General features: G+C 70.3%; 16 protein-coding genes and 1 pseudogene. 11 read left to right on the plus strand and 6 right to left on the minus strand.

From position 1 onward, the window contains the following. Positions 1-129: pseudogene (locus AB0M59_RS45105) on the plus strand (IS110 family transposase); the annotation flags it as partial. A gap of 23 nt (positions 130-152) precedes the next feature. On the opposite strand, the gene AB0M59_RS45110 reads toward AB0M59_RS45105, so the two are convergent. Beyond that, the gene (locus tag AB0M59_RS45110; RefSeq protein WP_364628022.1) at positions 153-1,043 is read right to left on the minus strand and encodes a DUF6282 family protein; all 891 of its coding nucleotides are present in this window, start codon (positions 1,041-1,043) and stop codon (positions 153-155) included. A gap of 150 nt (positions 1,044-1,193) precedes the next feature. On the opposite strand from AB0M59_RS45110, the gene AB0M59_RS45115 reads away from it, so the two are divergent. Both AB0M59_RS45115 and AB0M59_RS45120 read left to right on the plus strand, forming a co-directional pair. Further along, the gene (locus tag AB0M59_RS45115) at positions 1,194-2,555 is read left to right on the plus strand and encodes an MFS transporter (protein WP_364628024.1); all 1,362 of its coding nucleotides are present in this window, start codon (positions 1,194-1,196) and stop codon (positions 2,553-2,555) included. Beyond that, positions 2,556-3,563, plus strand: a complete 1,008-nt coding sequence (locus AB0M59_RS45120; RefSeq protein ID WP_364628026.1) for a hypothetical protein — start codon at positions 2,556-2,558, stop codon at positions 3,561-3,563. It abuts the gene before it with no gap. Here AB0M59_RS45120 and AB0M59_RS45125 read toward each other — a convergent pair. Beyond that, positions 3,530-4,321: an IclR family transcriptional regulator gene (locus AB0M59_RS45125; RefSeq protein ID WP_364628028.1), complete on the minus strand. Its 792-nt coding sequence runs from the start codon at positions 4,319-4,321 to the stop codon at positions 3,530-3,532. The genes AB0M59_RS45120 and AB0M59_RS45125 overlap by 34 nt on opposite strands. A 251-nt stretch (positions 4,322-4,572) precedes the next feature. On the opposite strand from AB0M59_RS45125, the gene AB0M59_RS45130 reads away from it, so the two are divergent. Genes AB0M59_RS45130 through AB0M59_RS45140 form a run of 3 tightly spaced genes read left to right on the plus strand, consistent with a single transcriptional unit; the run spans position 4,573 to position 10,070 of the window. Then, positions 4,573-6,378, plus strand: a complete 1,806-nt coding sequence (locus tag AB0M59_RS45130) for an alpha-L-fucosidase (RefSeq protein WP_364628030.1) — start codon at positions 4,573-4,575, stop codon at positions 6,376-6,378. A gap of 9 nt (positions 6,379-6,387) precedes the next feature. Beyond that, positions 6,388-8,244, plus strand: coding sequence for a beta-N-acetylglucosaminidase domain-containing protein (locus AB0M59_RS45135; RefSeq protein WP_364628032.1), 1,857 nt, complete (start codon positions 6,388-6,390; stop codon positions 8,242-8,244). Between the two features lie 5 nt (positions 8,245-8,249). Beyond that, positions 8,250-10,070: a beta-galactosidase family protein gene (locus tag AB0M59_RS45140; protein WP_364628034.1), complete on the plus strand. Its 1,821-nt coding sequence runs from the start codon at positions 8,250-8,252 to the stop codon at positions 10,068-10,070. An 839-nt stretch (positions 10,071-10,909) separates the two neighbouring features. Here AB0M59_RS45140 and AB0M59_RS45145 read toward each other — a convergent pair. The 4 genes from AB0M59_RS45145 to AB0M59_RS45160 form a co-directional block, all read right to left on the minus strand. Further along, positions 10,910-12,139: a DUF222 domain-containing protein gene (locus tag AB0M59_RS45145; RefSeq protein WP_364628036.1), complete on the minus strand. Its 1,230-nt coding sequence runs from the start codon at positions 12,137-12,139 to the stop codon at positions 10,910-10,912. A gap of 160 nt (positions 12,140-12,299) precedes the next feature. After that, positions 12,300-12,470, minus strand: coding sequence for a hypothetical protein (locus tag AB0M59_RS45150; RefSeq protein ID WP_364628038.1), 171 nt, complete (start codon positions 12,468-12,470; stop codon positions 12,300-12,302). Positions 12,471-12,892: 422 nt separating this feature from the next. Next, a complete protein-coding gene (locus tag AB0M59_RS45155) occupies positions 12,893-14,089 on the minus strand; it encodes a hypothetical protein (protein ID WP_364628039.1) in 1,197 nt (398 codons plus the stop codon). Positions 14,090-14,337: 248 nt separating this feature from the next. Next, positions 14,338-15,288, minus strand: a complete 951-nt coding sequence (locus AB0M59_RS45160; RefSeq protein WP_364628041.1) for a hypothetical protein — start codon at positions 15,286-15,288, stop codon at positions 14,338-14,340. A gap of 173 nt (positions 15,289-15,461) precedes the next feature. Here AB0M59_RS45160 and AB0M59_RS45165 point away from each other — a divergent pair, with 173 nt between their 5' ends. The 5 genes from AB0M59_RS45165 to AB0M59_RS45185 are packed head-to-tail and all read left to right on the plus strand — an operon-like array spanning position 15,462 to position 19,071. Then, positions 15,462-15,710: a PLD nuclease N-terminal domain-containing protein gene (locus AB0M59_RS45165; protein WP_364628043.1), complete on the plus strand. Its 249-nt coding sequence runs from the start codon at positions 15,462-15,464 to the stop codon at positions 15,708-15,710. Next, a complete protein-coding gene (locus AB0M59_RS45170) occupies positions 15,707-16,609 on the plus strand; it encodes an ATP-binding cassette domain-containing protein (protein WP_364628045.1) in 903 nt (300 codons plus the stop codon). Before AB0M59_RS45165 ends, AB0M59_RS45170 begins: the two co-directional genes overlap by 4 nt. Continuing rightward, entirely contained in the window at positions 16,606-17,289 is a 684-nt protein-coding gene (locus tag AB0M59_RS45175) for a hypothetical protein (protein ID WP_364628047.1), read from the plus strand. Before AB0M59_RS45170 ends, AB0M59_RS45175 begins: the two co-directional genes overlap by 4 nt. Positions 17,290-17,314: 25 nt before the next feature. Beyond that, positions 17,315-18,430, plus strand: a complete 1,116-nt coding sequence (locus AB0M59_RS45180) for a histidine kinase (RefSeq protein WP_364628049.1) — start codon at positions 17,315-17,317, stop codon at positions 18,428-18,430. Further along, positions 18,427-19,071 carry a response regulator transcription factor gene (locus AB0M59_RS45185; protein WP_364628050.1) on the plus strand — a complete coding sequence of 215 codons (645 nt, stop codon included), beginning with the start codon at positions 18,427-18,429 and terminating at the stop codon, positions 19,069-19,071. Before AB0M59_RS45180 ends, AB0M59_RS45185 begins: the two co-directional genes overlap by 4 nt. Positions 19,072-19,189: the final 118 nt, after the last annotated feature.

Below are 19,189 nucleotides of genomic sequence, written 5' to 3' on the forward strand. Positions count from 1 at the left end.
GGCCACAACGCCGCTCTGCGGCAGCTCGCCAACCGGCTCGTCGGCATTCTCCACGGCTGCCTCACAACCGGCACCGTCTACGACGAACAGACCGCATGGTCGCATCACGCCGAGAACGTCGCTGCTTGACATCTACCCTCCTGGGATGTCTTTCAGGCGTCGAGGTTCAGCAGGTACGTCGGGTTGTCCCGGACCATCCGCCGCAGGTCCTTCTCCGGCAGGCCGAGGTCGAGCAGCGCCTCGCCGACGCGCAGCCAGGCGTCGACCGGCTTCGGGTTGGCCTTCTGGCCGAAGTCCGACGCCAGCACGGTGTGCTCCGGGCCGAGCGCCTCGATCCAGGTCAGCAGGTTCTTCGGGTCCCACTTCTGGGTGCCCTCGGGGTCGTACATGCCGACCTCGTGCTCGATGAACGCGCCGAGCTCGATCAGCTCGCGGCACAGGGCCGGGTCGGCGCCGATGACGAAGTCCGGGTGGCTGACGACCATCCGCTTCATGCCGCGCTCGTGCGCCTCCCGGAACAGCGTCTTGATGTACTCGGGGTACATGTGCCCGCCGTTGAGGACGGCCCGCTGCTCCTTGATCTCGTCGAGGATCTCGATCGCCTCGGGCTTGAGGAAGCCGTCGCCGTCGACGATGTCGATGCGCTCCAGCGTCAGCGGGACGGTGGTCGTCGGGAAGGCGCCGTCCTCCGGGTGGCAGTCGATGTGCCGGCCCGAGGAGATGGTCGGGAACCAGACGACCTTGCCGCCCATGCGCAGGGTCATGCGCACGGCGTGGACGTTGAGCCCGCCGACCGTGCTGTTGAGCGCGATGCCGCCGAAGGCCTGCGCCTTGACGCCCTCCAAGCGGCCCTTCATCGCGAGGACGTCCATCTGGGTGTTGTGGTGGTGGGACTTCGCGACCATGGCGCGCATCCCGATGCGCGCGCCGTCCTGCGCGGCCTCGACGTGGTCGAAGCGGCGGGGGAACGGGCTGGGGCCGGAGTGGACGTGCATGTCGACCAAGCCGTCCAGGACGGAGGCGATGGCGGGACGCGAGCTCATGAGCGGCCTTTCGGTTCACATTATGAAGTCAAAGTTCACTATAAGACCGGCTGTCAACCCTGTGACCGCTCTTGTGCATCGACGGGCGCATATTTAGAGTGTCTGACGTTCACTTGGTGAACATTCAGTTCGGAGCAACGGAGGACGCTGATGTCCACACCGCCCAGCGCCGCAGAGGCGGCCGCCCGTCCCGGTACCCCGCACGGTCCGGACGCGACCAAGGTGCGCGCCGCGGTCCGCGGCGGGACGCTCGCCTACTTCGTCGACCAGTTCGACATCTACCTGCCGATCGTCGTGCTGGCCCCGGCGACGGCGTACTTCCAGGCGGCCAACCTCAGCGCGAGCACGACGGCGCTGCTGGCGTCCCTGGTGTTCGCCTCGACGCTGATCGGCCGCCCGCTCGGCGCGATCATCTTCGGCCACTTCGCCGACACGGTCGGCCGCAAGCGCACGACGCTCGTGGCAGTCGGCGGCTTCGGCATCATCACGCTGCTGACCGCGTGCCTACCCGGGCACGAGACGATCGGGACGTGGTCGGTCGGCATCCTCATCGCACTGAGGTTCGTCGACGGGATCTTCCTCGGCGGTGAGTACACGACAGCGGTGCCATTGGCCATGGAGTGGAGCCCGAAGCACAAACGCGGCCTCTACGCCTCGATCATCACGTCGACCTCGCCCCTCGCTTACGCCGTGATCGCGGCGATCACGCTGCTCATGCTGCAGCTGCTGCCGTCCGCCGGCCTGCACAGCGCGTACGTCCAGTGGGGCTGGCGGATCCCGTTCTTCGTCGGCGCGCTGCTGGCGGCCGTGCTGTTCCGCTACTACCAGAAGCAGGTCCACGAGCCGCCGTCCGAGCTGACCGGCGAGAAGCACAAGCTGCCGTTCGTCCGGCTGGTGAAGAAGTACCCGCGGGCGCTGGGCCAGGTGTTCATCCTGATGACCGGTACGTGGCTCGCGACCAACATGGAAGCCGCCGTGACGCCCGCGCAGCTGAAGGCGCACCTGGACCTCTCGAGCAAAGAGGTCACCCTGACCATGCTCGTCATCAACGCGGCCGCCGCGTTGTCCTACCCGGTGTTCGGGGTGCTGTCCCAGCGCATCGGCCGGCGGCGGTTCTACATCGGCTACGGCCTGTCGATGGTCGTGATCGGCGCGGGTTCCTACACGCTGCTGATGGCGTCGAACGGCGGCTTCGGCGCGGCGCTCGGCTTCGGCGTGCTCATCGGGGTGTTCACCGTCGGCACGTTCGGCCCGATCGCGGCCTACCTGACCGAGCGGTTCCCGGCGAGCATCCGCTCGACCGGCTACGGCGTCGGCTACAGCCTCGCGCTGATCGCCCCGGCGTTCTACCAGTTCTACCTGCAGCGGTTCGACGGGGTGATGCCCGCGCACCTCGCCCCGGGCGTCCTGATCGTCCTCGCCGGCCTGCTGATCAGCCTCGGCGGCTTCCTCGGCCCGGAGACCAAGGACGTCGACATGTCCGATGACAGCACGATTCCGGCGCTGTCCTGAATGGACGTCGGCGGGCTGGTCACCGCCAACCCGGTGTGGGTCGGCTCGTCCGAGCTGACCATGACGCTGGACGGCATCACCGCGTGCGTCGACGCGGGCGCCGGGGCGGTGGTGGCCAAGTCGGTGAACGAAAGCGCGGCGGCCCGGCGTCAACTGGACATCGCGGACTACGCCTTCGTCGCAGGCGACCGGCAGGTGCGGACGCCGGGCTCGGCCTATCTCGGTGACGGCCTGCTCAACCGCTCCGGGCTCGCCCAGGTGGATCTGGACCAGTGGCTGTCGGTGCTCGCGGATGCTGTGTCGTACGGCCGCCCGCGGGGGTGCCCGGTGGTCGGCAGCATCACCCTCGGCGACCCGGCGGCCGCCGCGCGGATCGGTCGCTCGATGGCCACCGTCGTCCCGGCGGTGGAACTCAACATCGGCGCACCGCACGGGCGGGAGGCCCGCGCGGTGCGTCAGCTGACCGAAGTGGACGGTGTGGCCGCCGCGGTGAGGGTAGTCCGCGAGGCGGTCGACGTTCCGCTGTTCGTGAAGCTGCCCGGGCAGGCGTCCGACGTCGTCGCGCTGGCCCGGGCGGCCCGGTCGGCCGGCGCGGACGCCGTCGGGCTGGTCGGCCGGTACCCGGGTTTCCTGCCGGATCTCGACGGCGGTTCGGTGCTCGGGTCGTGGGGTGCGTGGAGTTCACCGGGCTGTCTCCCGATGAGCCTTTACTGGGTGAGCAAGGCTTTCGCGGCCCTCGACGCACCGCTGATCGGCACGAACGGCGCCCGGACGGTCGACGACGTGCTGCGGTTCCTGGCTTCGGGTGCGCGGGCCGTCGAAGTCGTCACGGCCTTGTGGATCGGCGGTCCCGCCGTGCTCCGAGAGCTGGTCGACGGGGTTGCCGGGATCCAGGACGACTTCATCGGCAGCGCGCTGGCCGGAGCACGCGAGTACGCGGACATCGCACCGCTGCCCGAGCCGGCGTGGCTGCCCTACACCGCCCGCTGGACGTCGTCGGGCCGGTAGTGCCCGCCCAGCTCGAGGGTGAGCTCGCGCGCGGTGTCGACCACGACCCGCAGCTCGGGCGTGTCGTCGTTCATCGACAGGGTGTTGTCCGGGCCCACGATCGCGATAGTGGCGCAGATGCCGTACTCGTCGAAGACTGGCGCGGACACCGCGACGATGCCGGGCGTGCTCATGGCCGAGCAGTGGCCGACCGCGCGCACCCGGTCGACGTCGGCGCGCAGCTCGTCGCGCGCGGTGCCGGAGAGGTTGCCGATCAGGCGTTCCATCGACAGCTGGTCGGCGTGGTAGGCGAGGAAGACCTTGCTCTGCGCGGTGTCCAGCGGCAGGTGGCTGCCGACCCGCACGGACACGATGACGATGGTCGAGGGGTTCTCCTCGACCCGCGAGACCACCGGGCCGGTGATGCCCCAGAGGCTGAGCACGACGCTGGTCTGCGTGGCGCGCGAGAGCGCCTGCATGTGCCGCGGCGCGAGGTTGACGACGCGGCGGTGGCCGATCGCGAACGCGCCGAGCTGCAGCAGCAGCCCGCCGGGTACGTAACCGCCGTCGGGACTGCGTTCCAGCAGGCCGGCCGCGACGAGCGACGTGCAGTACCGGTACGCCGTGGTGCGGTTGAGGCCGAGCCGTTCGGCGACCTCGCCGGCGGTCAGCTCCGGGGTCGCCGGGTCGAACAGCGAGAGGATCTGGCTGACCCGGCTCACCGCCTGGATGTCCGCCTGGTCGGCGCGGGCGTCCGGGGACCGCGTCGGTTTCGTCACGGGGAGCCTCCGCCGGAAGTCTGGAATCGCTGTTCACTTCGTGAACACGGACATCAGGCTACCGGACCGCACGCTTCGCCTTGACCCATCGGATCAATCTCCTCCGAAAGTCGGTCCGGTGGCTTGTCCACGACATTCGTTGTCATCTGGTCAGGTCTAGACATCCGATGGATGGCCGACCTAGTCTGGCGATCGTCCACCCCGTCTCGCCGCCGCCGGGCTCGTGGCCGCGGTCCGTCACGAGGAGAGTCATGACGTTTCGCGGTCTGCTCGTCGCGGCCACCGTCCTATCCGGCACCCTGGTGGCGGTCCCGGCTGCCGCGGCCGAGAGCTGCGGCGGGCCGATCAAGCCGGCCACCATCATGGTCGTCAACGCCTGCGACAGCCCGGACCGCGTCGTCGCGAAGGCCGCGGCCGTCGTCCCGCGGAAGGGGCAGCTGGCCTGGCAGCAGCGGCCGGTCACGGCGTTCACGCATTTCGGGATGAACACCTTCACCGACCGCGAGTGGGGCTCCGGCGCCGAGCACGAATCGACCTTCGCGCCGCCGGCCGTCGACACCGCCCAGTGGATGCGGTCCCTCAAGGCCGCCGGGGTCTCGCAGGTGATGCTCACCGCCAAGCACCACGACGGTTTCGTCCTCTACCCGACGCGCTACACCAACCACTCGGTGGTCGCGAGCCCGTGGTGGGTGACTCCCGGCTGCGCCGACCCGGCCCGCGACGCGGCTCAGGCGAACCGTGCCCAGGACCCGTCGGCCTACTGGCAGACGCGGAACACCGGCTGCGCCAACCCGCGCGGCGACATCCTGCGCGACTACGTCGACTCCGCTCGCGCGGCCGGGCTCGAGGTCGGCGTCTACCTGTCGCCCGCCGACGGCGCCGAGCTGCCCAAGACGTTCTTCGCCGACGAGGTGCAGCGCATCGAAGCCAAGGTCGCCGCCGGGCAGTCGCTCAGCATCGAGGAACAGGCCACCTACGAAGACCGGGCGAGCGCGCCGCAGGGGCAGGGCCGCTACGGGACGAACAGCCCGGTCGCCCGCCGGACCATCCCGACGCTCGTGCCGCACGACGACCGCACGGCCGCGCTCGCCGCCGGAAAGCTGCCGCGGTTCACCGTCGACGAGGACGACTACAACGCCTACTACCTCAACCAGATCTACGAGCTGTTCACCCAGTACGGCCCGATCGACGAGCTGTGGCTGGACGGCGCGAACCCCTGGCGCGACCACGGGATCAGCGAGACCTACGACTTCACCACGTGGTTCAAAATGATCCACGCGCTGTCTCCGGACACCGTGACCTTCGCCGGGCCCGCCGGTGTGCGCTGGGTCGGCAACGAGGCCGGGCAGGCGCGCGAGACCGAGTGGAGCGCGCTCCCCACCACCGGCGACCCTCGGACCGCGCACAACGAGGAGCTGTTCCTCGGCGGCGCGACCGCCGCGGACCTCGGGTCCCGCCAGAAGCTGGCCGATCCGTCGGTGCGATACCTGCAGTGGGCGCCCTCGGAATCCGACGTCTCGATCCGGCCGGGCTGGTTCTTCCACCCTTCCGAACAGCCGAAGTCCGCCGCCCAGCTGGTCGAGACCTACCGCCGGACGGTCGGGCGGAACTCGTCGCTGCTGCTCAACGTCCCACCCGGCCCGGACGGCCGGATCGCGCCCGCCGACACCGCCGCCCTGGCCGGCTTCGGCCAGGCGATCGCCCGGACCGAGGGCCGCAACCTCGCCGAGGGCGGGCCCGCGGCCGTCACGGATTCCTCGCTCACCACGGCGAAACCACTGGATCGCCCGCTCGACATCCGGCTGCCCCGGCCGGTCACGTTCGACCAGATCCGGCTCGGCGAGGACATCACGCGCGGCCAGCACGTGGAAGGCGCGGTTGTGCAGGCCGAGATCGGCGGCACCTGGCAGACCCTCGCCACGGTGACCACGATCGGCTACACCCACCTGGTCACGCTGCCCGCGCCGGTGACCGCCGGCCGGCTTCGCGTCGTCGTCACGCAGTCCCGCGCCACGCCGTACTTGGCCACCTTCGCGTTGTACCGCACCGCCGCCTGAAAGGGAGCCATGACTCGCCACCGAGCCCTGTTCGCCGCCGTCGTCACGGTGGCCGCCACCCTCACTGGAAGTGCGCTACCCGCTGCCGCGAGCGGCGCGCTTCCGGTGGTTTCCCCGACCCCGCAGCAGATCAGCCGGACGTCCGCGGACGTGCCGCTGCCGAGGTCGGTAGCGCTCGTCACCGACCCCGGCACCGACCCGGCGGCCAAGGACCTGCTGACGTCGTTGTTGCGCGACCACGGCGTCACCGCCGGCGGCCACGGCCTGGTCATCCGGCTCGGCAGCACCGGTCGCGACGTTCCGGAACAGGCCGAGGGCTACGCGCTGAGCGTGTCCCGGGCCGGCATCACGATCGCCGGCCGCGACGGCGCCGGGCAGTACTACGGTGTGCAGACGCTGCGGCAGCTGTTCGTCCGCGCGGGACACGGCTGGGCGGTGAGCGGCGCGGCCGTGCGCGACTGGCCGAACATGGCCCTGCGCGGGTCGATCGAGGGCTTCTACGGTCCACCGTGGACGACCGCGGACCGGCTGCGGCAGCTCGCGTTCCTCGGCGAGGTCAAGGCGAACACGTACATCTACAGCGCCAAGGACGACACCTATCTGCGCGCGAAGTGGCGCGACCCGTACCCGGCCGACGAGCTGGCCACGCTCGGGCAGCTCGTGCGGTCGGCCGCGGCCCACCACGTCGAGTTCACCTACGCGCTCTCACCCGGCGTCTCGGTCTGCTTCTCGTCGCCGGTCGACATCGCGGCGGTCGAGGCGAAGTTCCAGTCCGTCTACGACCTCGGCGTCCGGTCGTTCTCGCTGCCGTTCGACGACATCTCGTACACGAAGTGGAACTGCGACGCCGACCAGGCGGCCTTCGGGGCGCCCGGCCAGGCGGCGGCCGGCACGGCGCAGGTCTCGCTGCTCAACACGATCACGGAGCGGTTCGTGCGGACCCACGACGGCGTCCGTCCCCTGCAGACGGTGCCGACCGAGTACAGCGACCTGAAGGATTCGCCGTACAAGACGGAGCTGCGCGAGCACCTCGACCCGTCGGTGGTGGTGCAGTGGACCGGGACCGACGTCGTCCCGCCGAGCGTGACCACCGACGAGGCCGCGCAGGTCTCGGCGGTGTACGGGCGCAAGGTGTTCCTCTGGGACAACTACCCGGTGAACGACTACGAGCAGTCGGCCGGGCGGCTGCTGCTCGCGCCCTACGCGCAGCGCGAGGCCGGGCTTTCGCGGTACCTCAACGGAATCGTCGCCAACCCGATGAACCAGGAGGCGGCCAGCGAGGTCGCCGAGTTCGGTGCCGCGGACTTCGCCTGGAACGACGCGGGCTACGCGCCTTCGCGGTCGTGGCCGGAGGCTCTCGCGCGCCTGGCGGGCGGTGACCCCTGGGCGTCGGCGGCCTTGACGGTCTTCGCGGACCTCGAGCACCTCGCGCCGACGTTCGGCCCGACGCCGTGGCAGCCGCAGGCGCCGGTGCTGGCCGCGCGGATTTCCCAGTTCTGGCAACGTTGGGACGCGGGGGACCACCGTGCGTTGGCCGACCTGCGCGCGTACGCGGTCCGGATCCGCGACGCGGCTTCCGTTGTTCGTGCCGGCCGGGTCCAGGACGCGTTCGTGGCCGAGGCCGGCTCGTGGCTCGACGCGACGGCGCTGTGGGGCGACGCGATGGTCACCCGGCTCGACGCCCTTTCCGCGGCCTCCCGGGGCGACCACGCTCGCGCTTCGCGGCTCACCGCTCGTGCCGACGACCTGGTCACGCGGGCGCAGGCGGTGAAGACGGGCAACACCAACCGGTGGGGCGTCCGGCAGGCAGTGGTCGGCGACGGCGTCCTCGACACGTTCCTCGCGCAGGTCCGGGAGCAGTCGTGAATCCGGTGAGCAGGCGGAGCTTCCTGGGGGGAGCGGCGGCGATCACGGCGGGCGCGGTGCTGGCCGGCCCGGCGGGGGCGGCGGGTCGGCGCGGCCTCGCCGTCTCCGGCGACCGGTTCCTGCTGGACGGAAAGCCGTTCCAGATCGTTTCGGGCGCGATCCACTACTTCCGCATCCACCCGGACCAGTGGCGCGACCGCCTTTCCCGGTTGAAGGCCCTGGGGTTGAACACGATCGAGACGTACGTCCCGTGGAACTTCCACCAGCCCGCACCGGGCCGCGCCGACTTCAGCGGTTGGCGCGACCTGCCGGCGTTCGTGAGGTTGGCGGGCGACCTGGGGTTCCAGGTGATCGTCCGGCCCAGTCCGTACATCTGCGCGGAGTGGGAGTTCGGCGGCCTCCCGGCGTGGCTGCTGGCCGACCGGAACCTGGAGCTGCGCTGCGCCGACCCGGCGTACCTGAGGGCGGTGGACGCCTGGTACGACCAGCTGATCCCGCGTCTGGTGCCGCTGGAAGCCCAGCACGGCGGCCCGATCGTGGCGGCGCAGATCGAGAACGAGTACGGCAGCTACGGCAACGACACGAGCTACCTCGCCCACCTGCGCGACGGCCTGCGCAGCCGAGGCATGACAAGCCTGCTGTTCGCGGCCGACGGCGCGTCCGAGTTCTTCATGCGATTCGGCTCGCTGCCGGGCACCCTGGAGGTCGGCACGGGCGACGGCGACCCGGCGCCGAGCGTGGCGGCGCTTCGGAAGTTCCAACCCGGTGCGCCGGTCATGATGGCGGAGTACTGGGACGGCTGGTTCGACCACTGGGGTGAGAAACACGGCACGCGGGATCCGCAGCAGATAGCGTCCTATGTGGACACTCTACTGGCGACCGGTGCCTCAGTGAACCTGTACATGGCTTGCGGCGGGACGAACTTCGGGTTCACGAGCGGCGCCAACACGTCAGGCACGACGTACCAACCGACGGTGACGAGTTACGACTACGACTCCCCGGTCGGCGAGGCGGGTGACCTGGGTGCGAAGTTCACGGCGCTGCGATCGGTGCTCACAAAGTACACGGGCGTGCCTTCGGTCCCGATCCCCGGCCGGTCGGCTCGCTTGCCGGCTCAGACGGTGACGCCGTCTTCCGCTGTGTCGCTCTTGGATTCGTTGCCGATGCTGTCTTCTCCGGTCCGTTCCGCCCAGCCGCTACCGATGGAGCGTCTCGGCCAGGCGACGGGGTTGATCCACTACCGCACGACGGTCCAGGGTCCGCATTCGGGACCGCTGAGCATCCACGGCTTGGCCGATCGAGCGTCGGTGTTCGTGGACGGTGCGTTCCTGGGGGTGCTGGACCGCAACCAGCCTTCGGGGACTCTGGATCTTTCGTTGGTTCACCCTGCAACACAGCTGGACATCCTGGTCGACGCGATGGGCCGGGTGAACTACGGGCCGTACCTGGCGGACCGCAAGGGCATCGACGGCTGGGTGGCGATGAGCACCCAGCAGAAGCTGTTCGGCTGGGAGATCCGCCCGTTGCCGTTGGATGACCTGTCCCGGCTGCGGTTCTCGTCCGCGGCGGTGTCCGGGCCGGCATTCCACCGCTTCTTCGCTGAGGTCGCGAGCCCCGAGGACGGGTTCGTCGCGCTGCCCGAGTGGGAGAAGGGAATCGTGTGGCTGAACGGGTTCAATCTGGGCCGGTATTGGGAGATCGGCCCGCAGCGGACGTTGTACGCGCCGAAGCCGCTGTGGCGTCGGGGAGTGAACGAGATCGTGGTGCTGGAGTTGCATCGGGCGGGTGCGGGAATCGAGATTCGCCCGGAGGCGGATTTGGGTTAGCGGTGTGGCTCGATCGTTTCGGTCTTGGGCGGTGGTGGGTCCGGCTTGTGGAGCAGGGTTTGAAGTCGTTGTTCCGGCCGAGAGCGGTTGATGTTCGCCCGGAGGCAGACTGGGTTTGTGTTGTGGCTGAACGGCTTTGAGCTTGGCCGGAGGTGGGAGGTTGGGCTTGCGGGGAGGCTGTTGTGGAGCTGGGTTCGGACAAATCGTTGCGCCTGCCGCGGGGGCGATGATGTTGGCCCGGAGGCGGAACTGGGCTGGCGCGCGGGCGCAGGCTTGGAGTCGGCGACTGTCAGACTCTCGCCGGACCCCGGACCCCGGACCCCGGACCCCGGACCCCGGACCCCGCGCCGGACCCCGCGCCGGACCCCGCGCCGGACCCCGCGCCGGGTACCGAGGGCGAGCGCCGGGTGTCGGGCGCTGAGCGCCGCGGTACCGGGTGCTGAGCGTGGGGCGCCGAGTACCGAGCACCGGGTGTCGGGCGCCGGGCGCTGAATGCCGAGTATCGGGTGCTGAGCACCGGGCGCTGAGTGCCGAGTATCGAGCGCCGGGTGCCGGGTGCCGGGTGCCGGGTGCCGGGTGCCGGGTGCCGGGTGCCGGGTGCCGGGTGCCGGGTGCCGGGTGCCGGGTGCCGGGTGCCGAGTGCCGGGTGCCGAGTGCCGAGTGCTGAGTATCGGGCGCTGAGTGCCGAGTGCCGAGCCTCGGGGTGCTGAGCGCCGGGTGTCGGGGCGCCGAGGTTGGTTTCGACGGTCCGCCTTATGCGAGAAGGCGTTGGGTGATCGGGGTAGGGCGTGGGTGTAGGCCCGTAGCCGGTGGCTGCGGGCCTTTCCCGTGTTCGGTTGTCACGCTGCGAACGGCAGTGGTTGGTGGAGGTTGTTGCGCCTGGGTTTTCGGCGCTTGTCCAAGAACACCGGTGGCAGGAATTCGGGGAGGCCGTCGTCGGCGATGCGGACTTGCCAGCCAGAGCGGTGCAACAGTCGGTGGTGGTGGGCGCACATCAGCACCAGGTTGCCCAGCTCGGTGGGGCCGCCGTCTGCCCAGTGGCGGATGTGGTGTCCCTGACAGTGGCGGGGTGGGCGGTGGCAGCCGGGGAAGGCGCAGCCGCGGTCGCGGAGGTACAGCGCGTGGCGCAGCGGTGTGGAGATCAAGCGTCGCTGGTGACCCAGGTCGAGAGGTTCGCTCTTGCCGCCCAGTACCGCGGGGATGAGCTTGCAGTCGCAGGCGTGGATGCGGGCTTCGGCCGCCGACATCGTGCCCAGGTCGCCGAGGATGGCCCGGCCGACACCGGACTTCAAGTCCTCCAACGACACCGCGACCATGACATGGGCTCGTTCGCCGGCCTGCATGGGCAGGTCTGGCGAGTTGAGGGCCAAGTCGACCGCGTCGGAGAACGCATCACCGTAACGTTCCTGCGGGGAACGGAGGTCGGGGCCTTCGTCGGTGGTGCGGCGTTGCGCGAGAGAGTCGAGGAGGGCGCTGGCGCGGGTGCCGGTTTCGTCGTCGAAACGGCCCTGAAGTTCCCAGACCCCGGTTCTTTTGCGGCGCAACGACAGTTCGCGGCTGGGGGTGGCGGGTTCGGTCTCGTCGGGTGCGGCGCCGTCGGGATCGAGGTGGGCCAGGATGCGTGTCCCGAGGGCGGCGACCTGCTTGTGTCCGGCCTCGGAGGCGAAGGACAGCAGGTGCCGCTCGGCCTCATCGCGGTGCTCGGGCGGGACCTGGGCCGTCACGCCGACGATGGTGTCGATCATCGGGGTGCTCAACCGGCCGTCCAACGCGGCGGCGCCGGTGGCGGGAGCGACGGCGGGGATCGGGGTGCCGTCAAGGTTGTGGCCGGGAGTGAGAGCCCGGGCCCGTTTCACCACAGTCTCAGCAGCAGCCTTGGAAACATCGGCCAGATGCTCGAACAACCGCGCCGCAGAACGGTATCCGAAGAGTTCCATGACACCGCGGGACTCGATTTCCGTCAGCAGAGAACCGATCTCGGCCTCAGCAGACCGAGCGACGGTGAGCAGGGTGGAGATGCGGTCGGCCAGAGCCACCGCATCTGCTTTCCACACCGTTTCGCTGTCCACACACCAAGATTACCGGCAGACGAACGGATGTTCATCACTCGATCAGGTAGAAGCGGCACAGCGGCAGGGGCACCGTTGCGTGGGGAATCGGCGCTCCCGCACCGAGCAGGAAGTAACGACAGATAGCGCCGATTTCCCACGCCCCGGCGAAGCCGTATTCCTAGAACTCAGTAAGACCCACATGCACAAAGGCAAGCAGAGAGCCAGGCCCGACAAGCAGGCAGATCCCCAGCCCGCCAAAGAGAGGCTCATCCTGCCGGAACATCTTGACGAGCAACCCAACGGCAAAGGCAATGACAGCAACAAGAAGGGACAGCACAACAGTAGACACGAAGAGTCCTCCGGACAGCAGCGAGCACGACACCGAGAACCGGTGCCGGAGAAAGGGGATTCAGCTCACCAAGGACGGAGGAGCACGACTGGACCGCACAAGAGAAGGAGCGCCAACGGAAGACGACTCACCGGACTGCTCGAGAAGAGACGACCCAGACGCAACGAGAGAAGAAGCAGGAGCAGGACCGACAGCCCAAGGGATCGAGGCCGGCAACCGCGGCGCCACATGCCGACCCGAGGCAAGAGCGTGTGACTGCGTAGTGGCCACAGTCGGGCCGTCGAAAGCCACCGATACCGAGTGGACGACCGGTGCCCCGGACAGGAACAGCAGGACAGCAAGCAGCAACCCGAGACGGTGCCGCCGCCTCGGGTTGCGATGCTGACTAAAACGTCTGAAGTGTCCGATACCGTCAGGCTACCTCAGCCACCGCCGTACGTGGCCTGGGTGACCGCGAAGACGTTCCGGTTGCCCGCGCCTTCCTGCAGCGACCACAGCAGGTCGGCGCTCGTGTCGTCCTCCCAGTAGGAGAGGCTTTCGCCGCTGCCCACCCACGAGAATGTGGACGCGCCGGCCGACGGAGTCCAGTAGTACAGCTGCTTCTGGCCGGACGAGTTGAACCACCAGCGTCCGTTGTGCGACGCCACGCCGTTCAGTTTGTACCAGGGCAGCTGCAACGCCTGGCTCGCCGTCGTCGTGGCGGCGAACGTGCCCGAAGCCGCGAACGGGTAGCGGATCGCCCGCGGGGCGCGGTTCGGGTAGTCCGTGCAGCCGGACGAGCAGGTGTACTCCGTCATGACGATCGACTTGCTCACCCGGTCGAGGGAGATCGACGACCATGCGAGGTTCGTGCCCGACGTCGTCTTCGAGGTGATCGTCCCCACCTGAGGCAGGACGTACGCGTAGTTGTGCGCGTAGTACGTGCTGCCGGTCTGGTGCCCGATCTGGTCGGCCGTGCCGCCGGTGTTCGTCTTGAGGATCTTGCGCATGTCGAAGACCCGCATGCCGTGCCCGGTGTCGGCGACGTAGAGGTAGTCGCCGTACCAGGAGACGCCGCCGGCGTGGACCGGGATGTCCTTGAAGTCCGGTGCGGCCGCCGTGCCGGTCGGCTCGACCAGCAGGACCTTGCGGTACTTGTTCGGGTAGGTGGCGTCCCAGTCGACCAGCGTGATCCGGCTGCGGGCCTGCTCGCCGTCACACCCGTCCTTGGTGTACCAGCTGACCAGGACGAGCTGGTGCCCGTCGTAGTTGCCGCTGTTGGCCGTGCCGACCGCGTCCCGGCTGGTCGTGATGCCCTGCGGGTAGTTCGCGCAGTCGGAGTTGTCCCCGCTGTCGAACCGGAAACCCGTGGACAGCCCGGCGACGGAGAACGACGACGGCAACGCCGTGCGGTCGTGGTTCGCGTTGTCCATCACCGTGTGGACGGCGGCGGTGCCGAGCGTCGACACCAGAGCGGTGTTCACGGCGTCGAACTGGTTGTAGTTCGCCGCCAGGGTGTACTGCGAGGCGGGCAAGGTCGTCGGCCCGGCCGCGGCGAGTGCCGTCGGCGGAGCGGCGAGCAAGCCCGCGAGGATGCCCGTCGCGAGGGCGGCTTTGCCTAATCGGTGGCGCAGTGACATGAGACCCCCAGTAGTCCGATCAATGCCCGGGACACAGTAGAACCGAGCGGGGTGAATGGGCAACAACTTCCTGGCGAATAGGGGAAGATCTTTTCCGGCGCGTCTCACATTGAGACCTGCGAGGTCCGGGTCACGTGCTGTGATCACAGCCATGGAGCCCGAACCCGAACCCGACGAGCACCGGGTGTGCTTCGAGCGCGCCCTGGTCCCCGCCGGGTGGCAGATCGACTTCGAGAACGTGCGCGGGACTACCAGCTCGACGGGACGTAGGCCCAGCCGAGGTAGTCGGAGCGCTGCGCGTACGTGCTCGTCTGGTACACCGACGGGCCCGTGCTGATCGCGACGCCGCCGCCGAGCGCGAGCATGATGTGCCCGTTGCTGGTGGTGCTGGTGAAGAAGACCGCCGTGCCGGCCGGGGCGACCGAGCCGGTGTGGATGCGGCCGTTGGCCTTCTGCCACTGGTAGTGCGTGGTGGCCGAGGCGAACCGGCCGCTGGTGCCGAAGGCGCGTTCGACGAACAGCTCGCACTGGTTGTTCCAGTCCGTGTGACCCAGGCGCGCCTTGGCGAACGCGATCGCGCTGTCGGCGCGCGGGTCCGCGGGGTTCGTCGAGCCGCTCGCCTTCAGGCCGTCGGTGTCGCAGTGCGGGACGCCGCTGACGAACCCGTCGGTCCCGGTCTTGATCAGGGCGTCCGGCACCCACAGGTTGTCGCCGGTGAAGTCCCAGATCTCGTCCGACGCCGTGGCCTGGCAGACGACCGGCACCGACGCGCCGGTCAGGTACTTGTTCGCCACGCTGCCGGCCGCGTCCGCCGCGTCACCCTTCTTCGCGCGGCCGTTGAGGTCCGACTTGGCCGGGAACGCGTGCGGCGTCGTGCACTGCGGCGCGACCATCGACGTCGAGCCGGTCTTGACGTAGGCGTCGGGCACCCACAGGCCGTCCGTGGTCAGGTCCCAGATGCTGCTGCCGCCGTACTCCGGACCGGTGTCCTGGCACGCCAGCGTCACCGACGTGCCGGCGGCGTACATGTTCGCGATGCGCTGCTTGCCGACCGCGACGTCCGGGTCCTTGACGGTGCGACCGTCCACTGTGGTCGTGACGGGGTAGGCCGACGCGGCCTGGGCGGCGGGTGCGGCCAGTCCGGTCAGCGCGACGCCCAGGCCGATCGTGGCCACGGCCGCCTTGAGTGTGGTTTTCACGTTTCCTCCATCGGGGATGTGCGGCGAATCGTCGGCGGACGCCGTACAAGAGCCGTACAAGCGGGCGGGGCGGCCTAGTACTTTCCGCCTATCCCGGAGTCCCCGAAGATCGGATGTGCTCCGGCGCGCGATCGGCGATCTTGGATGCGAGAAACCGACGTGAGGAGAGATCCATGCAACCGGCCGCCCTGATCCAAGGCCACGAGGAAACCTGGTCGTGGCTCGCGCTCGGCCTGACCGGCGCCGTCCTGCTGGCCTTCGTCGTGCAGTTCCTGGCCGCCCTGGTCAGCATCCTCGGCTCGCGGCTCAGCGGCGGCATGAAGCTCGTCTGGGTGATCTTCGCCTTCTGCGCGCCGTTCCTGGGCAGCTTGCTGTGGTTCGTGTTCGGCCGTCGTGACGCCTACGAGCCGGTGCGCCGGTGATCGTCGCGGAGGGGCTCGCGAAGACCTACCGCGGCGGTGCCGGCGTCGAAGACCTGTCCTTCACCGTGCGACCCGGTGTGGTGACCGGCTTCCTGGGGCCCAACGGCGCCGGCAAGTCGACGACCATCCGGTTGATGCTCGGACTGACCCGCGGACGCGGCCGCACCACCTTCGGCGGCCGCACCTACGCGCAGGTTCCCGGTCCACTGCGGACGGTCGGGGTGCTGACCGACGCCGCGGCGGTGCACCCCGCGCGGCCGGCCGCCGCGCACCTGCGGATGGTCGCCGCGGGCGGCGGACTGCCGGCAGGGCGCGTGCGCGAAGTCCTCGCGACCGTCGGTCTCGAGTCCGTCGCGAAGAGGCCCGCCGGCCGGTTCAGCCTCGGCATGAAGCAGCGGCTCGGCCTGGCCACGGCGCTGCTCGGCGACCCGGAGTACCTGATACTCGACGAACCGGCGACCGGGCTCGACCCGGAAGGCGTGCGGTGGATCCGCGACCTCCTGCGGCGGCTGGCGGGGGAGGGCCGCACGATCCTCGCGTCGTCGCACCTGCTGGCCGAGATGTCGCTGCTCGCCGAGGACCTGATCGTCATCGGCGCCGGCCGGCTCGTCTCGGCCGGGCCCCTGGACGAGTTCGTCCGGCGGCACGCGCGGGCCGACGTCGTCGTCCGCGTCGACCAGCCCAGCGTGCTGTTGGTCGCGCTGGCCCGCGACGGCCTGCGCGTGCGCCAGGATGCCGCGGAGCTGGTCGTCGAGACCGCCGACACCGAACGGGTGGCGGCGGTCGCCGGCCGGGCGGGGGTCGGCGTGCGGGAGCTGTTCGTGCGCCAGAGCGGGCTGGAGGACGCGTTCCTCGCCGCGACCGCGGCCGCCGTCCGGCACCGGGGGGAGCTGCCGTGAAGAACGCGCTGGCCTACGAATGGGTGCGGGCCCGCTCGCTGCGCTCGACGTGGCTGCTCCTGGTGACCGCCGGGGTGCTGCAGTTCGCGTCCGGCCTGTACTGGGGCCTCAAGCGCGACCTCGGCGACCTCGACGCGTTCACCTCGGCGTTCGGCCTCGTCGACCGGCTGGGGGCGCTGCTCGTCGCCGCGATCGGTGTCGCCGCGTTCGGGCTCGACCACCAGCACGGCACCCTCGCGACCACCCGGCTGGTGCTGCGCTCGCCGGCCCGGATCGTCGCCGCGCGGGCCCTGGTCACCGCCGGGCTCGGGCTGCTGGGCGGGGTGCTGATGGTGGTGCTGACCGCCGCCGGGGTGCTGACCGGCGGGGGCGCCCTGCCTGCCGGCGCGGGGGCGGCAGGCAGGGCGGGGGGCGCGGTGCTGCTGCTGACCGTCCTCTCCGGACTCACCGGGGTGGCGCTCGGCGGGCTGCTGCGGCACACCGGGCTCGCCGTCGGGGTGTTCGCGGTGTGGACGTTCGTCGCGGAGACGGCGCTGGCCGCGCTCACCGGCGTGCCGCTGACCGCGCTGCCGTTCAGTGGCACGGCCTTGTCCGCCCTCCCGGGGACCGTGGCGTTCGTGGCGCTGGTCGTGCTCGCGCTGGGCACGACCACGTTCACCCTGGCTCGCCGTGACGGCTGATCCGGCGCGCCCTAACCTGAACACGATGAAGCGCTGGCTGAGCTGGTGGGACGGCCGGGTCGTCCTGCTCGCGCTCGACGTCGCGGTGGCCGCGGCCGTGATCGTGGTGACCCTGGCCGGCGGCGACCCGCGGGACCCGCACCCGGCGCTCTACGTCCCCGCCGTGGTCGTCTCGGGGGTCGCGCTGCTGGCGCGGCGCCGGTGGCCCTTCCTGGTGCTGCTGGTCGCGGTGGGGTGCATGCCGGCCGGGGTGACGCTGCTGCCCCTGATGGTGGCGCAGTACTCGGTGGCGGTCCGGCACGGCGTGAGCGTCGTGACCGGGCTCGCGGTCGTCGTCGCCGGGATCGCCGGCAACGTCGTGCCGGTGCTGCGGGACTCGGCGAGCTTCACCCTCGTCGTGATCGTGCTGGGCTTCTTCGTGCTCGGCCCGGCGCTGGCCGGGCTGTGGATGCACCAGCGCGCCGCACTGCTGGGCGTGCTGCGGGACCGCGCCGAGGAGGCCGAGCGGACCCGGACGCTGCTGGCCGACCAGGCCGTCTTCGCCGAACGACGGCGGATCGCGCGCGAGATGCACGACGTCGTCGCGCACCGGGTGACGGCGGTCGCGCTGCAGGCCGGCGCGCTGTCGCTGCGGGCGCCGGACGAGAAGACCGAGCAGGCCGCCGAGACCATCCGGGCCACCAGCGCGGTGGCGCTCGACGAGCTGCGCGGCATCCTGCGGGTGCTGCGCGACGACGCCCCGGACGCGGGTCCGGGCGTGCTCGCGTCGCTGGAAGAGCTGGTCGCGGAGGTCGCGGCGACCGGGGCGCGGGTCGAGCTGACGCTGCCGGACCCGCTGCCCGCGGTGCCGGACCAGGTCGGGCGGGCCGTCTACCGGGTCGTGCAGGAGTCGCTGACCAACGCGGGCAAGCACGCGCCGCACGCGGCGGTCGACGTCCGGCTGGCCGTCACCGGCGACCGGCTGACCGTCGAGGTGACGAACCGGCTGACCCCGCACGGCAGCGCCGTCCCGGGGTCGGGCTACGGGCTGGTGGGCATGCGCGAACGGGTGGAACTGGCCGGGGGCGACCTGCGCACCGGCCCGACGGGCGACGGGCGGTTCCGGGTGCACGCGGAGTTTCGGGTCGGGGAGGGCATGTGACGGTCAAGGTCGTGCTGCTGGAGGACGAGGAACTGGTCCGCAGCGGCATCCGGATGATCCTCGAGTCGGCCGACGACGTCGAGGTGGTCGCCGAGGACACGAACGGCGCGCGGGCGGTCGAGCTGACCGACCGCTACCGGCCGGACGTGGTGCTGACCGACGTCCAAATGCCGAAGGTGGACGGCATCGAGGTGGTCCGGCGGCTGGCTTCGCACCCGGCGGCGCCGGCGGTGGTCGTGCTGACGACGTTCGACGTGGACGAGTACGTGTACGCGGCTTTGCGGCACGGCGCGGCGGGTTTCCTGCTGAAGGACACGCCGCCACGCGAGCTGGTCAACGCGGTCCGCGTCGCGGCGCGCGGCGAGGCGATGCTGTCCCCGAAGATCACCAAGCGGCTGTTGACGGACTTCGCTTCCGGGGGAGGGAGTTCGCGGGCCCGGCTCCGGTTGGGGGAGCTGACGCCTCGGGAGCACGACGTGGCCGTCCACATCGGACGGGGGCTGAGCAACGCGGAGATCGCGAAGGCGCTGGTTGTGAGCGAGTCGACCGTGAAGGTCCACATCGGACACATCATGGCCAAGCTGGAGGCGGCGAACCGCACCCAGGTGGCGATCCTGGTCCACGACGCCGGCCTGAGCTGACCCGGTCGTGAGTGAGAAACAGACGGGCAAAACCGTAGCAAAACCAACAACCCCCCCCCCGCCGCGCGGCGGTCGAGAAAGTAGATACAACCACAGCCCCGACGCGCAGCAGCACCCG

Source organism: Amycolatopsis sp. NPDC051371, assembly GCF_040682155.1.
In the GTDB taxonomy this organism is placed as follows: Bacteria; Actinomycetota; Actinomycetes; order Mycobacteriales; family Pseudonocardiaceae; genus Amycolatopsis.

What these genes read in the sequence shown, in the direction of transcription:
- AB0M59_RS45120 (WP_364628026.1), top strand. Translation starts at nt 2,556, where the DNA reads ATGGACGTCGGCGGGCTGGTCACCGCCAACCCGGTGTGGGTCGGCTCG.
- AB0M59_RS45155 (WP_364628039.1), bottom strand. Translation starts at nt 14,089, where the DNA reads ATGTCACTGCGCCACCGATTAGGCAAAGCCGCCCTCGCGACGGGCATC.
- AB0M59_RS45135 (WP_364628032.1), top strand. Translation starts at nt 6,388, where the DNA reads ATGACTCGCCACCGAGCCCTGTTCGCCGCCGTCGTCACGGTGGCCGCC.
- AB0M59_RS45165 (WP_364628043.1), top strand. Translation starts at nt 15,462, where the DNA reads ATGCAACCGGCCGCCCTGATCCAAGGCCACGAGGAAACCTGGTCGTGG.
- AB0M59_RS45110 (WP_364628022.1), bottom strand. Translation starts at nt 1,043, where the DNA reads ATGAGCTCGCGTCCCGCCATCGCCTCCGTCCTGGACGGCTTGGTCGAC.
- AB0M59_RS45180 (WP_364628049.1), top strand. Translation starts at nt 17,315, where the DNA reads ATGAAGCGCTGGCTGAGCTGGTGGGACGGCCGGGTCGTCCTGCTCGCG.
- AB0M59_RS45115 (WP_364628024.1), top strand. Translation starts at nt 1,194, where the DNA reads ATGTCCACACCGCCCAGCGCCGCAGAGGCGGCCGCCCGTCCCGGTACC.
- AB0M59_RS45130 (WP_364628030.1), top strand. Translation starts at nt 4,573, where the DNA reads ATGACGTTTCGCGGTCTGCTCGTCGCGGCCACCGTCCTATCCGGCACC.